Annotated in this window: 11 protein-coding genes and 1 pseudogene; 5 read left to right on the top strand and 7 right to left on the bottom strand. The window is 39.0% G+C overall.

The genetic code is table 11. From position 1 onward, the window contains the following. Nucleotides 1–371: 371 nt before the first annotated feature. Entirely contained in the window at nucleotides 372–2543 is a 2172-nt protein-coding gene (locus AC0L7Q_RS16825; RefSeq protein ID WP_413403235.1) for a S46 family peptidase, read from the top strand. Between the two features lie 283 nt (nucleotides 2544–2826). On the opposite strand, the gene AC0L7Q_RS16830 is transcribed toward AC0L7Q_RS16825, so the two are convergent. Beyond that, nucleotides 2827–3720 (bottom strand): response regulator, encoded by an 894-nt coding sequence (locus AC0L7Q_RS16830; RefSeq protein ID WP_075170202.1) that lies wholly within the window; start codon nucleotides 3718–3720, stop codon nucleotides 2827–2829. 97 nt (nucleotides 3721–3817) lie between these two features. Between AC0L7Q_RS16830 and AC0L7Q_RS16835 the strand changes: the two genes are divergently transcribed. Then, complete coding sequence (locus tag AC0L7Q_RS16835) at nucleotides 3818–4618, top strand: chromosome partitioning protein ParA (RefSeq protein WP_409425915.1); 801 nt, start codon at nucleotides 3818–3820, stop codon at nucleotides 4616–4618. Between the two features lie 1151 nt (nucleotides 4619–5769). On the opposite strand, the gene AC0L7Q_RS16840 is transcribed toward AC0L7Q_RS16835, so the two are convergent. From AC0L7Q_RS16840 to AC0L7Q_RS16850, 3 genes and pseudogenes are all read right to left on the bottom strand, one after another. Beyond that, entirely contained in the window at nucleotides 5770–6030 is a 261-nt protein-coding gene (locus AC0L7Q_RS16840) for a hypothetical protein (RefSeq protein ID WP_413403238.1), read from the bottom strand. Between the two features lie 153 nt (nucleotides 6031–6183). Continuing rightward, nucleotides 6184–6549: a hypothetical protein gene (locus AC0L7Q_RS16845; RefSeq protein ID WP_409425917.1), complete on the bottom strand. Its 366-nt coding sequence runs from the start codon at nucleotides 6547–6549 to the stop codon at nucleotides 6184–6186. Nucleotides 6550–6794: 245 nt separating this feature from the next. Next, nucleotides 6795–7021: pseudogene (locus tag AC0L7Q_RS16850) on the bottom strand (DUF2188 domain-containing protein). Nucleotides 7022–7169: 148 nt separating this feature from the next. Between AC0L7Q_RS16850 and AC0L7Q_RS16855 the strand changes: the two are divergent. Then, complete coding sequence (locus AC0L7Q_RS16855; RefSeq protein WP_409423286.1) at nucleotides 7170–8213, top strand: IS110 family RNA-guided transposase; 1044 nt, start codon at nucleotides 7170–7172, stop codon at nucleotides 8211–8213. A gap of 465 nt (nucleotides 8214–8678) precedes the next feature. On the opposite strand, the gene AC0L7Q_RS16860 is transcribed toward AC0L7Q_RS16855, so the two are convergent. Next, on the bottom strand, nucleotides 8679–9623 hold the full coding sequence (locus tag AC0L7Q_RS16860) for a glycerophosphodiester phosphodiesterase family protein (RefSeq protein WP_409425919.1): 945 nt from the start codon (nucleotides 9621–9623) through the stop codon (nucleotides 8679–8681). Between the two features lie 207 nt (nucleotides 9624–9830). Between AC0L7Q_RS16860 and AC0L7Q_RS16865 the strand changes: the two genes are divergently transcribed. After that, entirely contained in the window at nucleotides 9831–10874 is a 1044-nt protein-coding gene (locus AC0L7Q_RS16865) for an IS110 family RNA-guided transposase (RefSeq protein WP_409425920.1), read from the top strand. A gap of 481 nt (nucleotides 10875–11355) precedes the next feature. On the opposite strand, the gene AC0L7Q_RS16870 is transcribed toward AC0L7Q_RS16865, so the two are convergent. Both AC0L7Q_RS16870 and AC0L7Q_RS16875 read right to left on the bottom strand, forming a co-directional pair. Next, nucleotides 11356–12624: a hypothetical protein gene (locus tag AC0L7Q_RS16870; protein ID WP_409425921.1), complete on the bottom strand. Its 1269-nt coding sequence runs from the start codon at nucleotides 12622–12624 to the stop codon at nucleotides 11356–11358. Beyond that, a complete protein-coding gene (locus tag AC0L7Q_RS16875) occupies nucleotides 12593–13039 on the bottom strand; it encodes a hypothetical protein (RefSeq protein ID WP_409425922.1) in 447 nt (148 codons plus the stop codon). Before AC0L7Q_RS16875 ends, AC0L7Q_RS16870 begins: the two co-directional genes overlap by 32 nt. Nucleotides 13040–13368: 329 nt before the next feature. Here AC0L7Q_RS16875 and AC0L7Q_RS16880 point away from each other — a divergent pair, with 329 nt between their 5' ends. After that, a complete protein-coding gene (locus AC0L7Q_RS16880; protein WP_413403245.1) occupies nucleotides 13369–14640 on the top strand; it encodes an O-acetylhomoserine aminocarboxypropyltransferase/cysteine synthase family protein in 1272 nt (423 codons plus the stop codon). Nucleotides 14641–14669 lie beyond the last annotated feature (29 nt).

The following is a 14669-nucleotide window of genomic DNA, read 5'->3' on the forward strand; positions in this document are numbered from 1 at the left end:
TTGACCTTTCAAGGTTAAATTTGCAGCAGTCTGTTTGGCATTTAGGCAAGGCAGAGCCTATGTGGTGTGGTTATTCCCCATAAATAGGCGATAACGTAGTATTAATGCCAAACAGGCGCTGCCCTTCGGGTTCTGCTTAGGAGCGATTTACTCTTTGTTGCTCGGTTTTGACTTAGCCCACTAGGTTACAAACCTCGCGCCGCGATTAAATCGCCACTAGCTTGAACAAATTTTAATCCGCAAAGGCCAACAAACCCTTAGCTCCTTTTTTGTTTATTGAGCGCTATATTGTAACAATTTATCTCAGCGCAGTTGACCTGACTCATACTTAATGAGTAATCTGCTGGTTCAATAATAAAAGGGATTCTATAATGCGTTTAAAACCTCTTGTTGCCACGTTGGTAGCAACCTGTTCACTGGCACTTTCTTCTGCGGCCCATGCCTATGAAGGCATGTGGCAACCTCATCAACTACCAGAGCTTGAGTCAATTTTAAAAGCCAAAGGACTTGAAATTAGTGTTGATTCAATTTCAAAATTAACCGAATTTCCAATGAATGCGGTTATCAGCTTAGGCGGTTGTACAGCCTCGTTTGTTTCGCCAAAAGGCTTAGTTGTAACTAACCATCACTGTATTTATGGTTCGGTGCAATATAATTCAACGCCTGAAAATAACATTTTAGAAAATGGCTTTTTAGCAAAAACACCGGCTGAAGACTTACCAGCTGCGCCAGGTTCACGTGTTTACGTAACCGAAACAGTGACCAACGTGACCGATAAAGTGATTAGCGGCACTAACGAGCTAAGCGCAAAAGCACGCTATGATGCGTTAGAAAAAAATCAAAAAGCACTCGTTGCACAGTGTGAAGCTGATGCTAGTTATCGTTGTAATGTGTATTCGTTTCATGGTGGTTTAGAGTTTTACCTAATTAAATCGCTGGAAATTAAAGATGTACGTTTAGCGTATGCACCAGCCATGGGCGTAGGTAAGTACGGTGGCGATATTGATAACTGGATGTGGCCGCGCCACACAGGCGATTTTGGTTTTTACCGCGCCTATGTAGGTAAAGATGGCAAGCCAGCAGAGTACAGCGACGATAACGTACCGTACGTGCCAGAGTCTTACTTAAGTGTAAGTGCTAAAGGCGTGCAAGAGGGCGACTTTGTTATGGTAACTGGCTACCCAGGGCGTACTAATCGCTACCGTATTGCGGCAGAGGTCGATTATGTTTTTAACGACAGTTACCCTAAAGCGCGCATGCACAATACAAAATACGTGTCACTGATTGAAGAAAACTCAGAAGATGGCAGTAAAGCCCGTATTGCTTACGAAAGCACCATAGCCGGTTATAACAACTACATTAAAAACTATGGTTCAATGATTGAAAGCTTCAAAAAAGGCACCATGTTTAAGCGTAAAAAACAGTTTGAACAAGAGCTTACAAGCTGGATAAACAGCGATAGCGAGCGTAAACAGCGCTACGGTAATGTGCTTAATGAGTTATCAGCATTAGTAGCACAATCGCAAGAGCACAGTGAGCGCGACCGTATGGTAGGCTATGTTCATCGTTCACAAATGATCAGCACGGCACGTCGTTTATACCGCTTAGCGGTTGAAAAACAAAAGCCAAATAGTGAGCGCGAATCAGGTTATCAAGAACGCGATTTACCGCGTATTAAATCTTCTCTTGAGCGTATGTCACGTCGCTTTGATGCCAATGTAGATAAAGCAATATTACTGCACTTTTTAGAGCAATATGCAGCATTACCTAAAGCAGAGCGTTTTAGTGAAATTGATGAAGCTTTTGCTTTAGAAAACGGGTTTGATAAAGCAAAACAAAGTGCATTGTTAGATGAAATGTATGCCAAATCAAGATTAGATAATGAAATTGTTCGTAATTCATTATTTGAACAAACACTAAGTCAGCTTAACCAAAGCCAAGACCCATTCATGCAATATGCAAAAGCTATATTTGCTGTGATGAAAGCCGAGGAAGATAAGTCAAAAGCCCTGGCAGGTAAGTTACAAGCTGCTCGCCCAGAGTTAATGAGTGCAATTATTGCCTTTAACAAAGCGCAAAACAAACCGGTTTACGCCGACGCAAACAGCACATTACGTGTAACTTACGGAACGGTAGGCGGTTATTCTCCGCAAGATGGTTTGGTGGCTACGCCGTTTACTTCACTTGAAGGCTTATTGGCTAAAAACACCGATGTTGACCCATTTAATGCGCCTAAAAAGCTGCAAGAGCAAATTAAAGCGAAGCTTTATGGTGATTACACCGGTGGCATGAATACTGTTCCGGTTAACTTTTTATCAAATGTAGACACGACAGGCGGTAACTCAGGTTCGCCAACGCTTAACGGCAATGCCGAGCTGGTGGGTTTACTGTTTGACGGTGTGTACGAAAGCATTATTGGTGATTGGGATTATAACCCAGAACTAAACCGCTCAATTCATGTAGATTCTCGCTACATGCTGTGGGTAATGGATAAAGTAGATAACGCCCAAAACTTATTAGACGAAATGAAAATCGTAAAATAATTAGCAGTTAAAATAACAAAAGGCGCTTACCTTAACCGGAAGCGCCTTTTTTGTTTAAACATTTTTGGCGATTAATCTAACTTAAACTACGGGCTACGGGCTACGGGCTACGAGGTTCGGGGGGAGCTAATATTTAACTTTTTACTGACATAGGGCTTTGTGTAATAAGGTCTTTAAGTGATTGATTTACTGAGAGTGTGCAGAGACGCTGCGCTTTTGTAGGAGCAGGGTGTTTTTAAATTTAAACTTCTTTGATAAAGGTAAATACGCTACGTTTAATTTACTAAATGCCAACTAGCATAATTTTACCTTGTGCCATGCCCTCAAGCTGGCAGCTAAAATCAATGCGCTTTTCAGCAGGTGTTTTATACAGCAAAGTGAGCTTACGAAAAGGCGTGGTAATCACTTTGACCGTTTTGATTTGTAAACTAACGCGCGTTCGTTTGTCTAAAAAGGCAAAAGCCGTTTCCGTTAATGCTTTTTTACATGCGCTTAATGCTGTATTTGTTACAACGCCCGATAATATTGAGTTACTAATATCTTCAGCCGACAAGCTACTATAACCACTTGCCATTACACAGGCGGCATAAATATCAAGTATGGCAATAGCGCGTACTTTTTGACTTTTAGGATCCTCATAAACAGCCATTACACAGGGTACTTTAGATTCATCGAATACCTGCGGTTGAATTGTGTTTACGATTAAAGACTGACTTATATGTTTATGAAACAACCGTTCTAATTGCGACAGCTTTGGCAACGCTAAATCATCATTTAATTCAATTTCATCAGGAATGACTTCGTTATTTTCTACAAGTTGAACCAAAGGTAATAACTTATCGTGAAGTTGTTCATCTGTAAAAGGTTTTGATAGAACAAAAGATGCGCCAAAGCTAATGGCTTCTTCAATTTGAGACTTTTCATCAACCGTGGTTAGCATTGCTACTATTATATTAAGTTGCCTTTGCTTTATTGCACGTAATAGCGTAACTCCACACATATCAGGCATATGCCAGTCTGTAAGCACAATATCGGGGTGCCAACTACCAATCAGCGTTAACGCTGATTTAGCATTGTTGGCTTTTTCTATTAATAACTTCCGATAGCCAAACTTTTCCAACCCTCGGCGTACTATTTCAAGTGTTGCATGGCTATCATCCACGATAAGTATTTTCACACAGGTAACTTTTTTTTAATGTTGTTGTTATTATGGCAGATTTTTTTCACAGCGCTAAACTCTAGTAAATAAACACTTAATTTAAGATAACTAAATAATGCCATATGCCGTATTTCCGCCAGAGGTTTATCATTATATTGCTATAAATTTTGGGCTACTTATTTTAGCCGCGTGGTTTTATATACTTTTACTGATACTCAGAGAGTTTAGGGCATTTGCGTTGAGTATGGTTAAAAGTAGTGGGGGCATGGATGATGCTACGCTAGCGATGTGTAGAGAGTCTGTTGAAAATGCCATGAGCTATGTTAACGACAATCGTAAAACTATCGCTGAGCTAATCAATGTGCAAATGCTGTTACAACAGCAATTAACAGAGGTTACTTCATCAACCAAAGATCATGTTACCGAAAAAGAACAACAGCTAATTGATGAGCTTAATAAAAAATTAAAACGCTCGCATCAGTTAATCCGCAAGCTTAAAGGGGATCTCGATAAAAGTGTCGAAAAATTAAAAATTACTCGTCAAAAACTCTATGCACAATATGATGCAGTGACTGTACTTCAAGAAGAAAAAGACCAGCTACAAGCGGATTATGAAGCACTTAAAAGCGCAAGCGAAAATAGTGATAAAACATCAAGCGCAGATACATCCTCAACGCCAGATCAAACAAAGTTACTTAACACTTTAAACGAATATAAAAGGCAAATTGCAGAGCAAGACCAACTACTACAGCAATTGCAGTTACAAACTGACGGGCCAGAAAGTAGTGAGGAGCTAGACACACTCAAGCAAGAGCTAGAAAAAACGCAGTACGCACTTAAACACCTTACAAAAGAAAAGAAATTCATTGAAGGACGCTATTTAGAAATGATGAAAAATAGCCAAAAGCCAAGTTAGCCAACGACTTTTTTTCAGTCTGAGCCAGTACACGTTATTACTGTGCTTTGTGCTCATTCACTTCTCTGTGTGTAATAAGGTTTTTAAGTGATTTATTTACAAAGAGAGCGAAGAGACGCTGCGCTTTTAGAGGAAGTTATAAAACAAAGCTGTTTGGTGGTTTTGGTTTCTCATTTGCTCCTCATTCACTTCTCTTTGTAGAATAAGGTCTTTTAGTGATTTATTTACAAAGAGGGCGAAGAGACGCTGCGCTTTTAGAGGAAGAGATAAAACAAGGCTGTTTTTAGCTAGTCACTACCATATAGTGCAACGTTATCTTTGCTGAGTATGTAAGGTGACGATTTATAGTAAACAAAGAACCAGCCTAATATGGCTAATATTACGCCTAAACCATATTTGCTAAAAATTGGAATATACATTATCAATGTGAACACGACTGCCGAAAACAATAAAAATATAGCCCAGAATAATTTTGAGCTGATAAGTTTCAATCTCGTCTTGCAACTGGCACATTTAAAGTAAAATGGGAGTGCAGATAAAGAAAAGCTGAAAATATCTATTTTATGCTCACAGCGAGGGCATTGACTCATAAATTTCCTTGTGACGCATTTTATAATTTACTTGATTTAACAACATCTTCGCCAGCTTCTATGTATAGAAAGCTTTTATCGATCTTATTTTTTCTTTGCATACTTTCCATAAAGTGTAGTGGCGCAATTTCGGTTTTAAATGTGCCCCAAAATACGAAATCTAGTTTACTTAGTATTGTACACAAACTTTCCAGTACAGGATTATCTGGAAATTTATATGGCCCAGACGAATACTTAACGTTAGATTTGTACCTAATATAAAAGTACTTGTCATTTACTCTCGATCCTACCTTTGGATGCTTATAGTACTTTATCGAATAGTCACCGAATTCCTCTAGAACAGATTGCTCTTCTACTAATAGCGTTATCTCGTTTTCACTAATCCATTTTACGATATTCAAAAGGTCATGCCTTGTATCACGCCGCAATAAGCGGAAAGTTACTGTTGGCTAAAATAAGTGAGGAACGAACAAAAAGCCAACTGTAATTTGTCCGTCTTGAAAACCCTTGTTATATTTATTGTGCAGATATACTGACTTTGGTTTGTGAAGTTTTTGCTAGTTATAAGACACCGTAGTAGTTTAGGCCATCAATCTTTTTACCGATAATAAAATAGTTTATTTCATTAGTCATAGTATGATCTCCTAGTATTTCAGTTGCGCTACTTACATCAGAAAATTGAATAGCCATTAAAGCCATTAAAGCCATTAAAAACTCCACTTGCTCGTTAGCTTTTAAACGCTTAGAAACTTTGGAAATACCTTGCTTAGTGGATTCAACTGTAGAACCGTTAAATACAAAATCCTTTTTTTGTGTTCGCACAAGCACTAAGAAAGAAAACCATCAGAACAAATAGTAAATTTTCATCGAATATCCTTATAAATATAACCCCTCCATAAGAGGCAAAAAATTGTTGGCTATAATGTTTGAGGTACGAAAAACAGCCAACTGTTTTTTGTCCTTTTGATGGACTTGCTATTTTTTAGCTAGCCAATCATCCATATGTCTAATAACTTCTACTACTTGGAGTTCGTCAACATTATCATGACCATCAATTTCAACTGCTTGGTCGTATAAATAGGCATTAAACTCATTAAATTTAGACCAAATTTTATTACCACTATCAACGCGAATATTTTCTGTAGCTACAAACCAATCTCTAACTACCTTAACAATTTTAGAAGGTTCATCGTCGTGGTTTTTTATATCTGAGCCAGACAAATCAGACAGGGCTTTTTGATAGCGATACCGTTCTTTTTCTAAAACTAGTAATTGCTTATTTTTCCACTTATCACCTTTTAAGGCTTTTGCCCCGTAATCTATTCCAAGCTCAAAAGGCATATTCATTCTAAAGTGTTCATCTTTATCTGATGAGATAATTCTCGATAAATCATGAATTCCAAATAATTAGACCAACAATTTTTTCGATTCTAGATTCAGCTGAATCTGCTCGCTCTAGTGATAATCTAGGTATGTACCTAGGTATTTGATTGAAAAAATGACCGACAACAATAATTGTCTATAATCTTCATCAAATGGGCAATTTACAAAAACATTCTTGGCAAAGTTTTCCATTGAACTCGTCCCTAACCTTTCGGTGGATGGGGATCGTTACCATAGCTATTCTTTTCTCGAATCTTTCCATCTTTTCCGTGAACGTATAGTTCGGATTTTTGATTTTGGGCTACACCTTTAGCCCACTGAATTGCTTCAGCTTGGGTATCAAAGTGTTTTGAGGCTCGTTCAGAACCACTTTTTTTACATCCCATCCGCCTTTTGAGTTACTTACTACATGCTGCGAATTTTTACTCATGACTTCTCCTTGAAACTTAACGCCCGCGTAATAAGCGCGAGCTAGCGAGCGTCCTGATTGACGCGTTTGATACTCATTGAGCCTCCTCCCCAGCATCGCGATTATTCGCTACGCTGAAAAGGCAACCAACCTTACAGGAGAAAGCTCAATGAACTTTTACAATAACATGCATCCATATTATTGTGGAATCGATTTACACGCGCGATTACTTTACGTCTGTATCATTGATAATACAGGACTTATCCTTGTTCACAAGAAAATTAAAGATGACCCAGAAGCACTACTAAAACTACTTAAACCGTATACCGGTGACATTGTGGTTGGCGTAGAATGCATGCATTGCTGGTATTGGGTCGCTGACTTTTGTAAAGAACACACTATCGACTTTATTCTCGGTCATGCGTTATATATGAAGGCGATTCATGGCGGTAAAGCCAAAAACGATAAAATAGATTCATATAAAATTGCCAAACTCATCCGAGGGGGAAACTTCCCACTTGCTTATGTGTATGACAAAGATATGCGTGCTACGCGCGACTTATTACGCCGAAGAACTAAAATTGTTCGCCACGGGGCTGATTTAAAAGCCCATGTCGCCAATACCGCCAGCCAGTACAATTTACCTGCCCACAACGTGAATTTAAAGAACGTCTGCGACAGAGAAAAGATGCGCTATTACTTCCCTGACCCCGTTGTGCAACGATCTATTAATTTAAATATGGCCATACTCGATTGCTATCACAATGAGCTTAAGCCTTTAGAGCATTATATTGAACAAATGGCCAAGCAACACAACCCTGTCCACCTTAATATCTTGCAAACAATTAGTGGTATAGGCCGCATTCTCGCACTTACCATTATCTATGAAATTGGTGACATCAATCGTTTTTCAAGCGTACAAAAGTTCGCTTCATATAGTCGGTTAGTCAAATGTAAAGCAGAGTCTGCCGGCAAAACCTATGGCACCCAAGGTAACAAAATTGGCAATGCACATCTAAAATGGGCGTTCTCCGAAGCCGCTGTATTGCTGCTGCGTCACAATCATAACGCCAACAAATACCTCGAAAAACTACAAAAACGAATGAGCAAAGCCAAAGCACTGTCAGCGCTTGCGCATAAGCTTGGTCGCTGTGTTTATTATATGCTTAAAAAAGAGACGGTATTCGATGAAGCAAAATTCTTAAAGAGTTAGTCACGGTACTGAGTGAGCTGAACATCTAACTGGATATAAGGCTGAGCATCAATCAATTGGGTGAGTTAATAACCAAAAAGGTTTAACCTAATTATATGCCTACAGACCGAAGCCACTTGTCTTGATTAGACGCTCAGTACGCGTGCATTAATACAATAAACAAAGTCGCTTACACCTGACTTGAGCCTGAAACTAACTGGATCATAATGATGCAACCAGCCGCCTTGAATAGTGCCATGATGAGGTTAACCGATGAATGTCTAGTGCCCCAGCAACCCCAAAAGGATATGGGAAAAACCTGGCTGCGATGAGATCGCAATAAGAGAGCCTCTATATGTGTTTGCCGTAAGCTACTTGCTTAACAGCCGTATCGACAGACGAAGTAAACGAATTTGTTTATTGATTTAGAATTGACCGTCAATTTATAAAAACGGTCAAAAAGAACACTAATGCCTATTGACAGAGTTAAGGCTCATATGTGTTAGCTTGTGTTGCACGCATAAAATCAAGATCACTAGTGATAACTCCAATACCCGATGCGACAACGTCATCGTAGGATTGGGTGATCGATTCATGTCGAGACCAAAGATAAACATCCGAACCATAGCTCTGTAATCTTGATGCAAGGCGTTCAGGATAGCCCCAAAAATACTTTGTCATCGAGGGAGGTATAAAAAGAATGGTGTTCCTACAGGACTCAGGAACTAATCCCGCCCATCCAACTAAAAGATAATCTATTCCGCAACTCTTTACACTACCAACACTTGCTAACCGTAAAGATGAATCCTTGTTTCGAAACCACTCTTTACCTTTTGAAGAGGTAATTACAATATGGCTAGATTTTTTGCCAGATAGATACTCATATAGAGTTTCGAATGAACGTATGTCGTTATCCTTTAGGTTTAACCAAAACTCATGCTTTGGATACCGTTCGTAAAATGCCTCTAACTTGGAAATCCTAAAACCTTTTCCTCTAAATGGGAAAGTCGCACCATCATCAAACGTATATCCATATCCTGCATCAATACTTTTCAACTGCTCAAACGATGTTTTATGTACCGGCCCATACCCGTTTGTAGCACAATCTAACGTCCAGTCATGAAAAACAACCAGTTGATCATCACGAGTTCTGTGAACATTTAGATGAATTACGTTCGCTCCGGCTGCAACGGAAGAAGCCACGGCTTCTAGTGTGTTTTCAACAGAATTGATGTTTGATGGTTTTATTGAAAGGGCGGTACAGCCAGTTTTATTTAGTTTTTCATAATTAACTGCGCTTCCGCCTCCTCGATAGGCCACGATCTCGCCATGTCGCTGTAGGTCAGGAACGAACACATAAGCGTTAACAACTCCTAGAGTAATTATGCAAGACAGTGCGATCAAAAACGTCTTAACTATTTTTATAAACATTTATTACCAGAATCCTTGATAGATGGTCGATGAAAGCTAACGCCTAAATAACAGGCAAAAAATTGTTGGCTAAAATAAGCGACGCAGGAGCAAAAGCCAACTGTTTTTTGTCCTTGTTAATTTTCTTGATACTCATTGAGCCTCCTCCCCAGCATCGCGATTATTCGCTACGCTGAAAAGGCAACCAACCTTACAGGAGAAAGCTCAATGAACTTTTACAATAACATGCATCCATATTATTGTGGAATCGATTTACACGCGCGATTACTTTACGTCTGTATCATTGATAATAAAGGACTTATCCTTGTTCACAAGAAAATTAAAGATGACCCAGAAGCACTACTAAAACTACTTAAACCGTATACCGGTGACATTGTGGTTGGCGTAGAATGCATGCATTGCTGGTATTGGGTCGCTGACTTTTGTAAAGAACACACTATCGACTTTATTCTCGGTCATGCGTTATATATGAAGGCGATTCATGGCGGTAAAGCCAAAAACGATAAAATAGATTCATATAAAATTGCCAAACTCATCCGAGGGGGAAACTTCCCACTTGCTTATGTGTATGACAAAGATATGCGTGCTACGCGCGACTTATTACGCCGAAGAACTAAAATTGTTCGCCACGGGGCTGATTTAAAAGCCCATGTCGCCAATACCGCCAGCCAGTACAATTTACCTGCCCACAACGTGAATTTAAAGAACGTCTGCGACAGAGAAAAGATGCGCTATTACTTCCCTGACCCCGTTGTGCAACGATCTATTAATTTAAATATGGCCATACTCGATTGCTATCACAATGAGCTTAAGCCTTTAGAGCATTATATTGAACAAATGGCCAAGCAACACAACCCTGTCCACCTTAATATCTTGCAAACAATTAGTGGTATAGGCCGCATTCTCGCACTTACCATTATCTATGAAATTGGTGACATCAATCGTTTTTCAAGCGTACAAAAGTTCGCTTCATATAGTCGGTTAGTCAAATGTAAAGCAGAGTCTGCCGGCAAAACCTATGGCACCCAAGGTAACAAAATTGGCAATGCACATCTAAAATGGGCGTTCTCCGAAGCCGCTGTATTGCTGCTGCGTCACAATCATAACGCCAACAAATACCTCGAAAAACTACAAAAACGAATGAGCAAAGCCAAAGCACTGTCAGCGCTTGCGCATAAGCTTGGTCGCTGTGTTTATTATATGCTTAAAAAAGAGACGGTATTCGATGAAGCAAAATTCTTAAAGAGTTAGTCACGGTACTGAGTGAGCTGAACATCTAACTGGATATAAGGCTGAGCATCAATCAATTGGGTGAGTTAATAACCAAAAAGGTTTAACCTAATTATATGCCTACAGACCGAAGCCACTTGTCTTGATTAGACGCTCAGTACGCGTGCATTAATACAATAAACAAAGTCGCTTACACCTGACTTGAGCCTGAAACTAACTGGATCATAATGATGCAACCAGCCGCCTTGAATAGTGCCATGATGAGGTTAACCGATGAATGTCTAGTGCCCCAGCAACCCCAAAAGGATATGGGAAAAACCTGGCTGCGATGAGATCGCAATAAGAGAGCCTCTATATGTGTTTGCCGTAAGCTACTTGCTTAACAGCCGTATCGACAGACGAAGTAAACGAATTTGTTTATTGGTTTAGAATTGACCGTCAATTTATAAAAACGGTCAAAAAGAACACTAATGCCTATTGACAGAGTTAAGGCTCATATGTGTTAGGCATTTTCAAGACTAACACCAAACTTTTTTACTCTCCTTTTATTTATCTCACTTTCGGAAGCTATTTTCTGAAGAGCTTTCGTTGCTCGTTCAGCGATTTCCTTTTGTTGATCATTCGGGTTAGAAAATTGACCAAACTTCAGGCACTTTGTAACAAAAGAAGATAAATGCCTTCCTTCTTCGTTTTTAAATAATTCGTAGTACTCATTAACAGTTGTATTTGCTAATACCATTTCATCACTAGGATTCCAACCATTACTACTAGCTATACGATCTAAAACCTGTTTTGCGGATTCTTGTGGGACTGATTGGTTATAAATGGCATTAAATTTTTGAACTACGTCTGGATCTCGAATATCACCGAAGATATTAATTTCATCCATATCAAACAGCTCTACCTCATCCTTTCGGTTTTCAATATAGATATCAATTATTTCCAACGCCTTTTGTTCTTCGCCAAGTTCTTTAAAAAGGGTTACGGTACCATTTAAGTTAGTTGGTGTTATGTATTTACAATTTGCTTTAAAGCTTTCATATAATTCGCCAATAACAACATCGCCATTATTATCAAATGTATCGTGATATAGCCTCCACGCGTTAGAAAATGAATTTTCTGATTTTGAAGCAATGATTTGTTGATTTTTTAATTTAGCTTTTTCATTCACTTCACTTTCAACAAAGAAACCTGTTTTTACGGCTTCCGCTAAAACTAAATCTAAATCATCAGTGAGTTGGTAGTTGTACGCTTGTAAGGTAGTTTGCCAACCTTTTTCTTTATCTGTAATTTCATCATCACCTATCCCAAGCAATGAATATCCCTTACTTGTAATAAAATCGAGTGGAGGTATTCCATCATCAGTATTTGAAGTGAAATAGCTCCAAGAATAAAGTACAAGTGTGTGTATAACTTGATCTAATATTTCCGGTTCAAAATCTTTTACTAAAGGTAGAGATAAATCAATTAACCTCTCTATTTTCTTTAAAATTCTTATATTTCTTATATTAAGGCTGGTTGTTAATTCTTTAAGTCGATTGTGATAGCTAGCATTACCCGAGAAAGCAATATCTGCACTTTCTTTTGGAACTGGTGAAAAAGCCAACTCTATATCAATAACTTTTTCACGATATTTTTCATAATCTTGAAGCCCATCTTCACCATCATTTAAAAGGAGTACTACCTTGCACCCTTTTTGTTCTTTTAATAATGAGACTAAGCCTAGGACATCTTTAATATCAAGTCCTTTGCCTTTTCTCTCTGAGATCATCAATACAAATAAGTGTTTTGTTCAATGATAAAAAGGAAATTGCTTCGATAGCTGGGCTAAATGATTTTACAATAGGAGCGCCCTTAAATAGATTTATAGATTGTCTTCCAACAGATTCTATAAGGCTAGTTGTATTATCCCTAAATGTATCAATGCTTGCAGCAGTACCAATTAGGTCACGTTTTACAACATTTTCAAAAATAGTATATTTGAATGAGTCTAATGAACTTATGCCGAATAACGATACATATGAATAACGTTCAAGTTTCACCTTTTTATCCATACAAGCTTCAATCAGAAATTTTTTCCAACTAAAAGTTTTTCCTACACCCCACTCACCTTTTATTGCCATTACTTCTGGATGATCTGATGATAAGAATTTAAAAATTTGAGCTTTGATTATTTCGACTGACAAGGTGGTGACTCCAAGATGCCTAACAATTTAATAGTGCGCCCATCGCGCATATCTCTGTCAATGTCACGCTCACTTTTCTATTTTTATATAGTTTTAACAAATTACCTAACATATTACTATCACTAAGTTTTTTATTGTCTTTAATAATTACTTAGAGGAGTAATATGCGCGCTTGGCTCATTTTCTTGAATATATGAGCGACGGTAGTTTTAACATTTAGCTAGATACAGCGTTAAATCTATTTCCTTCAATATTCTTTAGTATATTTCATGTGCATTTTGTAACCATTAAATGCTAGGTTAGGTGTAACTATATTGAAGGAATAAATTATGAAACTTGAGTCTTTAGCGTTGCACCATGGTTATGAATCTGAAGCCACCACTAAGTCGGCGGCGGTGCCAATTTATAACACCTCTTCGTACACCTTTGATAATACCCAGCATGGCGCTGATTTATTTGATTTAAAAGTGCCGGGTAATATTTATACCCGCATAATGAATCCGACCAATGCGGTACTTGAGCAGCGTATTGCGGCGATGGAAGGCGGCATTGGTGCACTGGCTGTGGCCTCGGGTATGGCGGCGATTACCTATGCGATTCAATGTTTATGTGAAGTGGGTACTAATATTGTAAGCACCAGCCAAGTGTATGGTGGCACTTATAACTTATTTGCCCACAGCTTGCCGCGCCAAGGTATAGAGGCGCGAATGATTAAAGCCGATGATTTTGACGGTTTTGAAAACGCGATTGATGAAAACACGCGTGCGGTTTTTTGCGAATCAATTGGTAACCCTGCTGGGAATATTGTTGATATTGCTCGCCTTGCGAAAATTGCCCACACTAAAGGGGTGCCTTTAATTGTAGATAACACCGTGGCTACGCCGTATCTGTGTCGTCCATTTGAGTTAGGTGCCGATATTGTGGTGCACTCGCTCACTAAATACATTAACGGCCATGGAACCGCGATTGGCGGTATGATTGTTGATTCGGGCAAGTTTGACTGGAAAGCCAATGCGACTCGTTTTGCGATGATGAATGAGCCTGATCCGTCGTACCATAATGTAGTGTATACCGATGCATTTGCTGAGGCGGCGTTTATTGGTCGTTGCTGCGTTGTACCACTTAGAAATACCGGTGCGGCGCTTGCGCCTAAAAACGCCTCTGATATTTTAATTGGCCTTGAAACGTTAGGGCTAAGAATGGATCGCCACTGCGAAAACGCGCAAAAAATTGCTGAATACCTAGAGAGCCATCCTAAGGTGCTTTGGGTTAATTATGCGGGATTAAAATCAAGCCCGTATAACGAAATGAGCCAAAAAATTACCAATGGTAAAGCGTCAGGTATTTTAAGTTTTGGTATTGCCGGTGGCCTTGAAGCCGGTACGCGGTTTATTGATGCTCTAAACATGATTTTACGTTTGGTAAATATTGGCGATGCTAAATCGCTTGCTTGCCATCCTGCATCGACCACGCACCGCCAATTAAATGATGAAGAGCTCGCCAATGCTGGCGTTAGCCGCGATTTAATTCGGTTATCGGTGGGTATTGAAAACATTGACGACATTATTGCCGATGTAAGCCAAGCACTCGATAAAGCTTAAACCGTACAGTAAATACCTCAAACTTTTTT

The sequence above is a fragment of the Pseudoalteromonas sp. KJ63-1 genome (genome assembly GCF_055808145.1).

What these genes read in the sequence shown, in the direction of transcription:
- AC0L7Q_RS16825 (WP_413403235.1), top strand. Translation starts at nt 372, where the DNA reads ATGCGTTTAAAACCTCTTGTTGCCACGTTGGTAGCAACCTGTTCACTG.
- AC0L7Q_RS16835 (WP_409425915.1), top strand. Translation starts at nt 3,818, where the DNA reads ATGCCATATGCCGTATTTCCGCCAGAGGTTTATCATTATATTGCTATA.
- AC0L7Q_RS16845 (WP_409425917.1), bottom strand. Translation starts at nt 6,549, where the DNA reads ATGCCTTTTGAGCTTGGAATAGATTACGGGGCAAAAGCCTTAAAAGGT.
- AC0L7Q_RS16855 (WP_409423286.1), top strand. Translation starts at nt 7,170, where the DNA reads ATGAACTTTTACAATAACATGCATCCATATTATTGTGGAATCGATTTA.
- AC0L7Q_RS16860 (WP_409425919.1), bottom strand. Translation starts at nt 9,623, where the DNA reads ATGTTTATAAAAATAGTTAAGACGTTTTTGATCGCACTGTCTTGCATA.
- AC0L7Q_RS16865 (WP_409425920.1), top strand. Translation starts at nt 9,831, where the DNA reads ATGAACTTTTACAATAACATGCATCCATATTATTGTGGAATCGATTTA.
- AC0L7Q_RS16870 (WP_409425921.1), bottom strand. Translation starts at nt 12,624, where the DNA reads ATGATCTCAGAGAGAAAAGGCAAAGGACTTGATATTAAAGATGTCCTA.
- AC0L7Q_RS16880 (WP_413403245.1), top strand. Translation starts at nt 13,369, where the DNA reads ATGAAACTTGAGTCTTTAGCGTTGCACCATGGTTATGAATCTGAAGCC.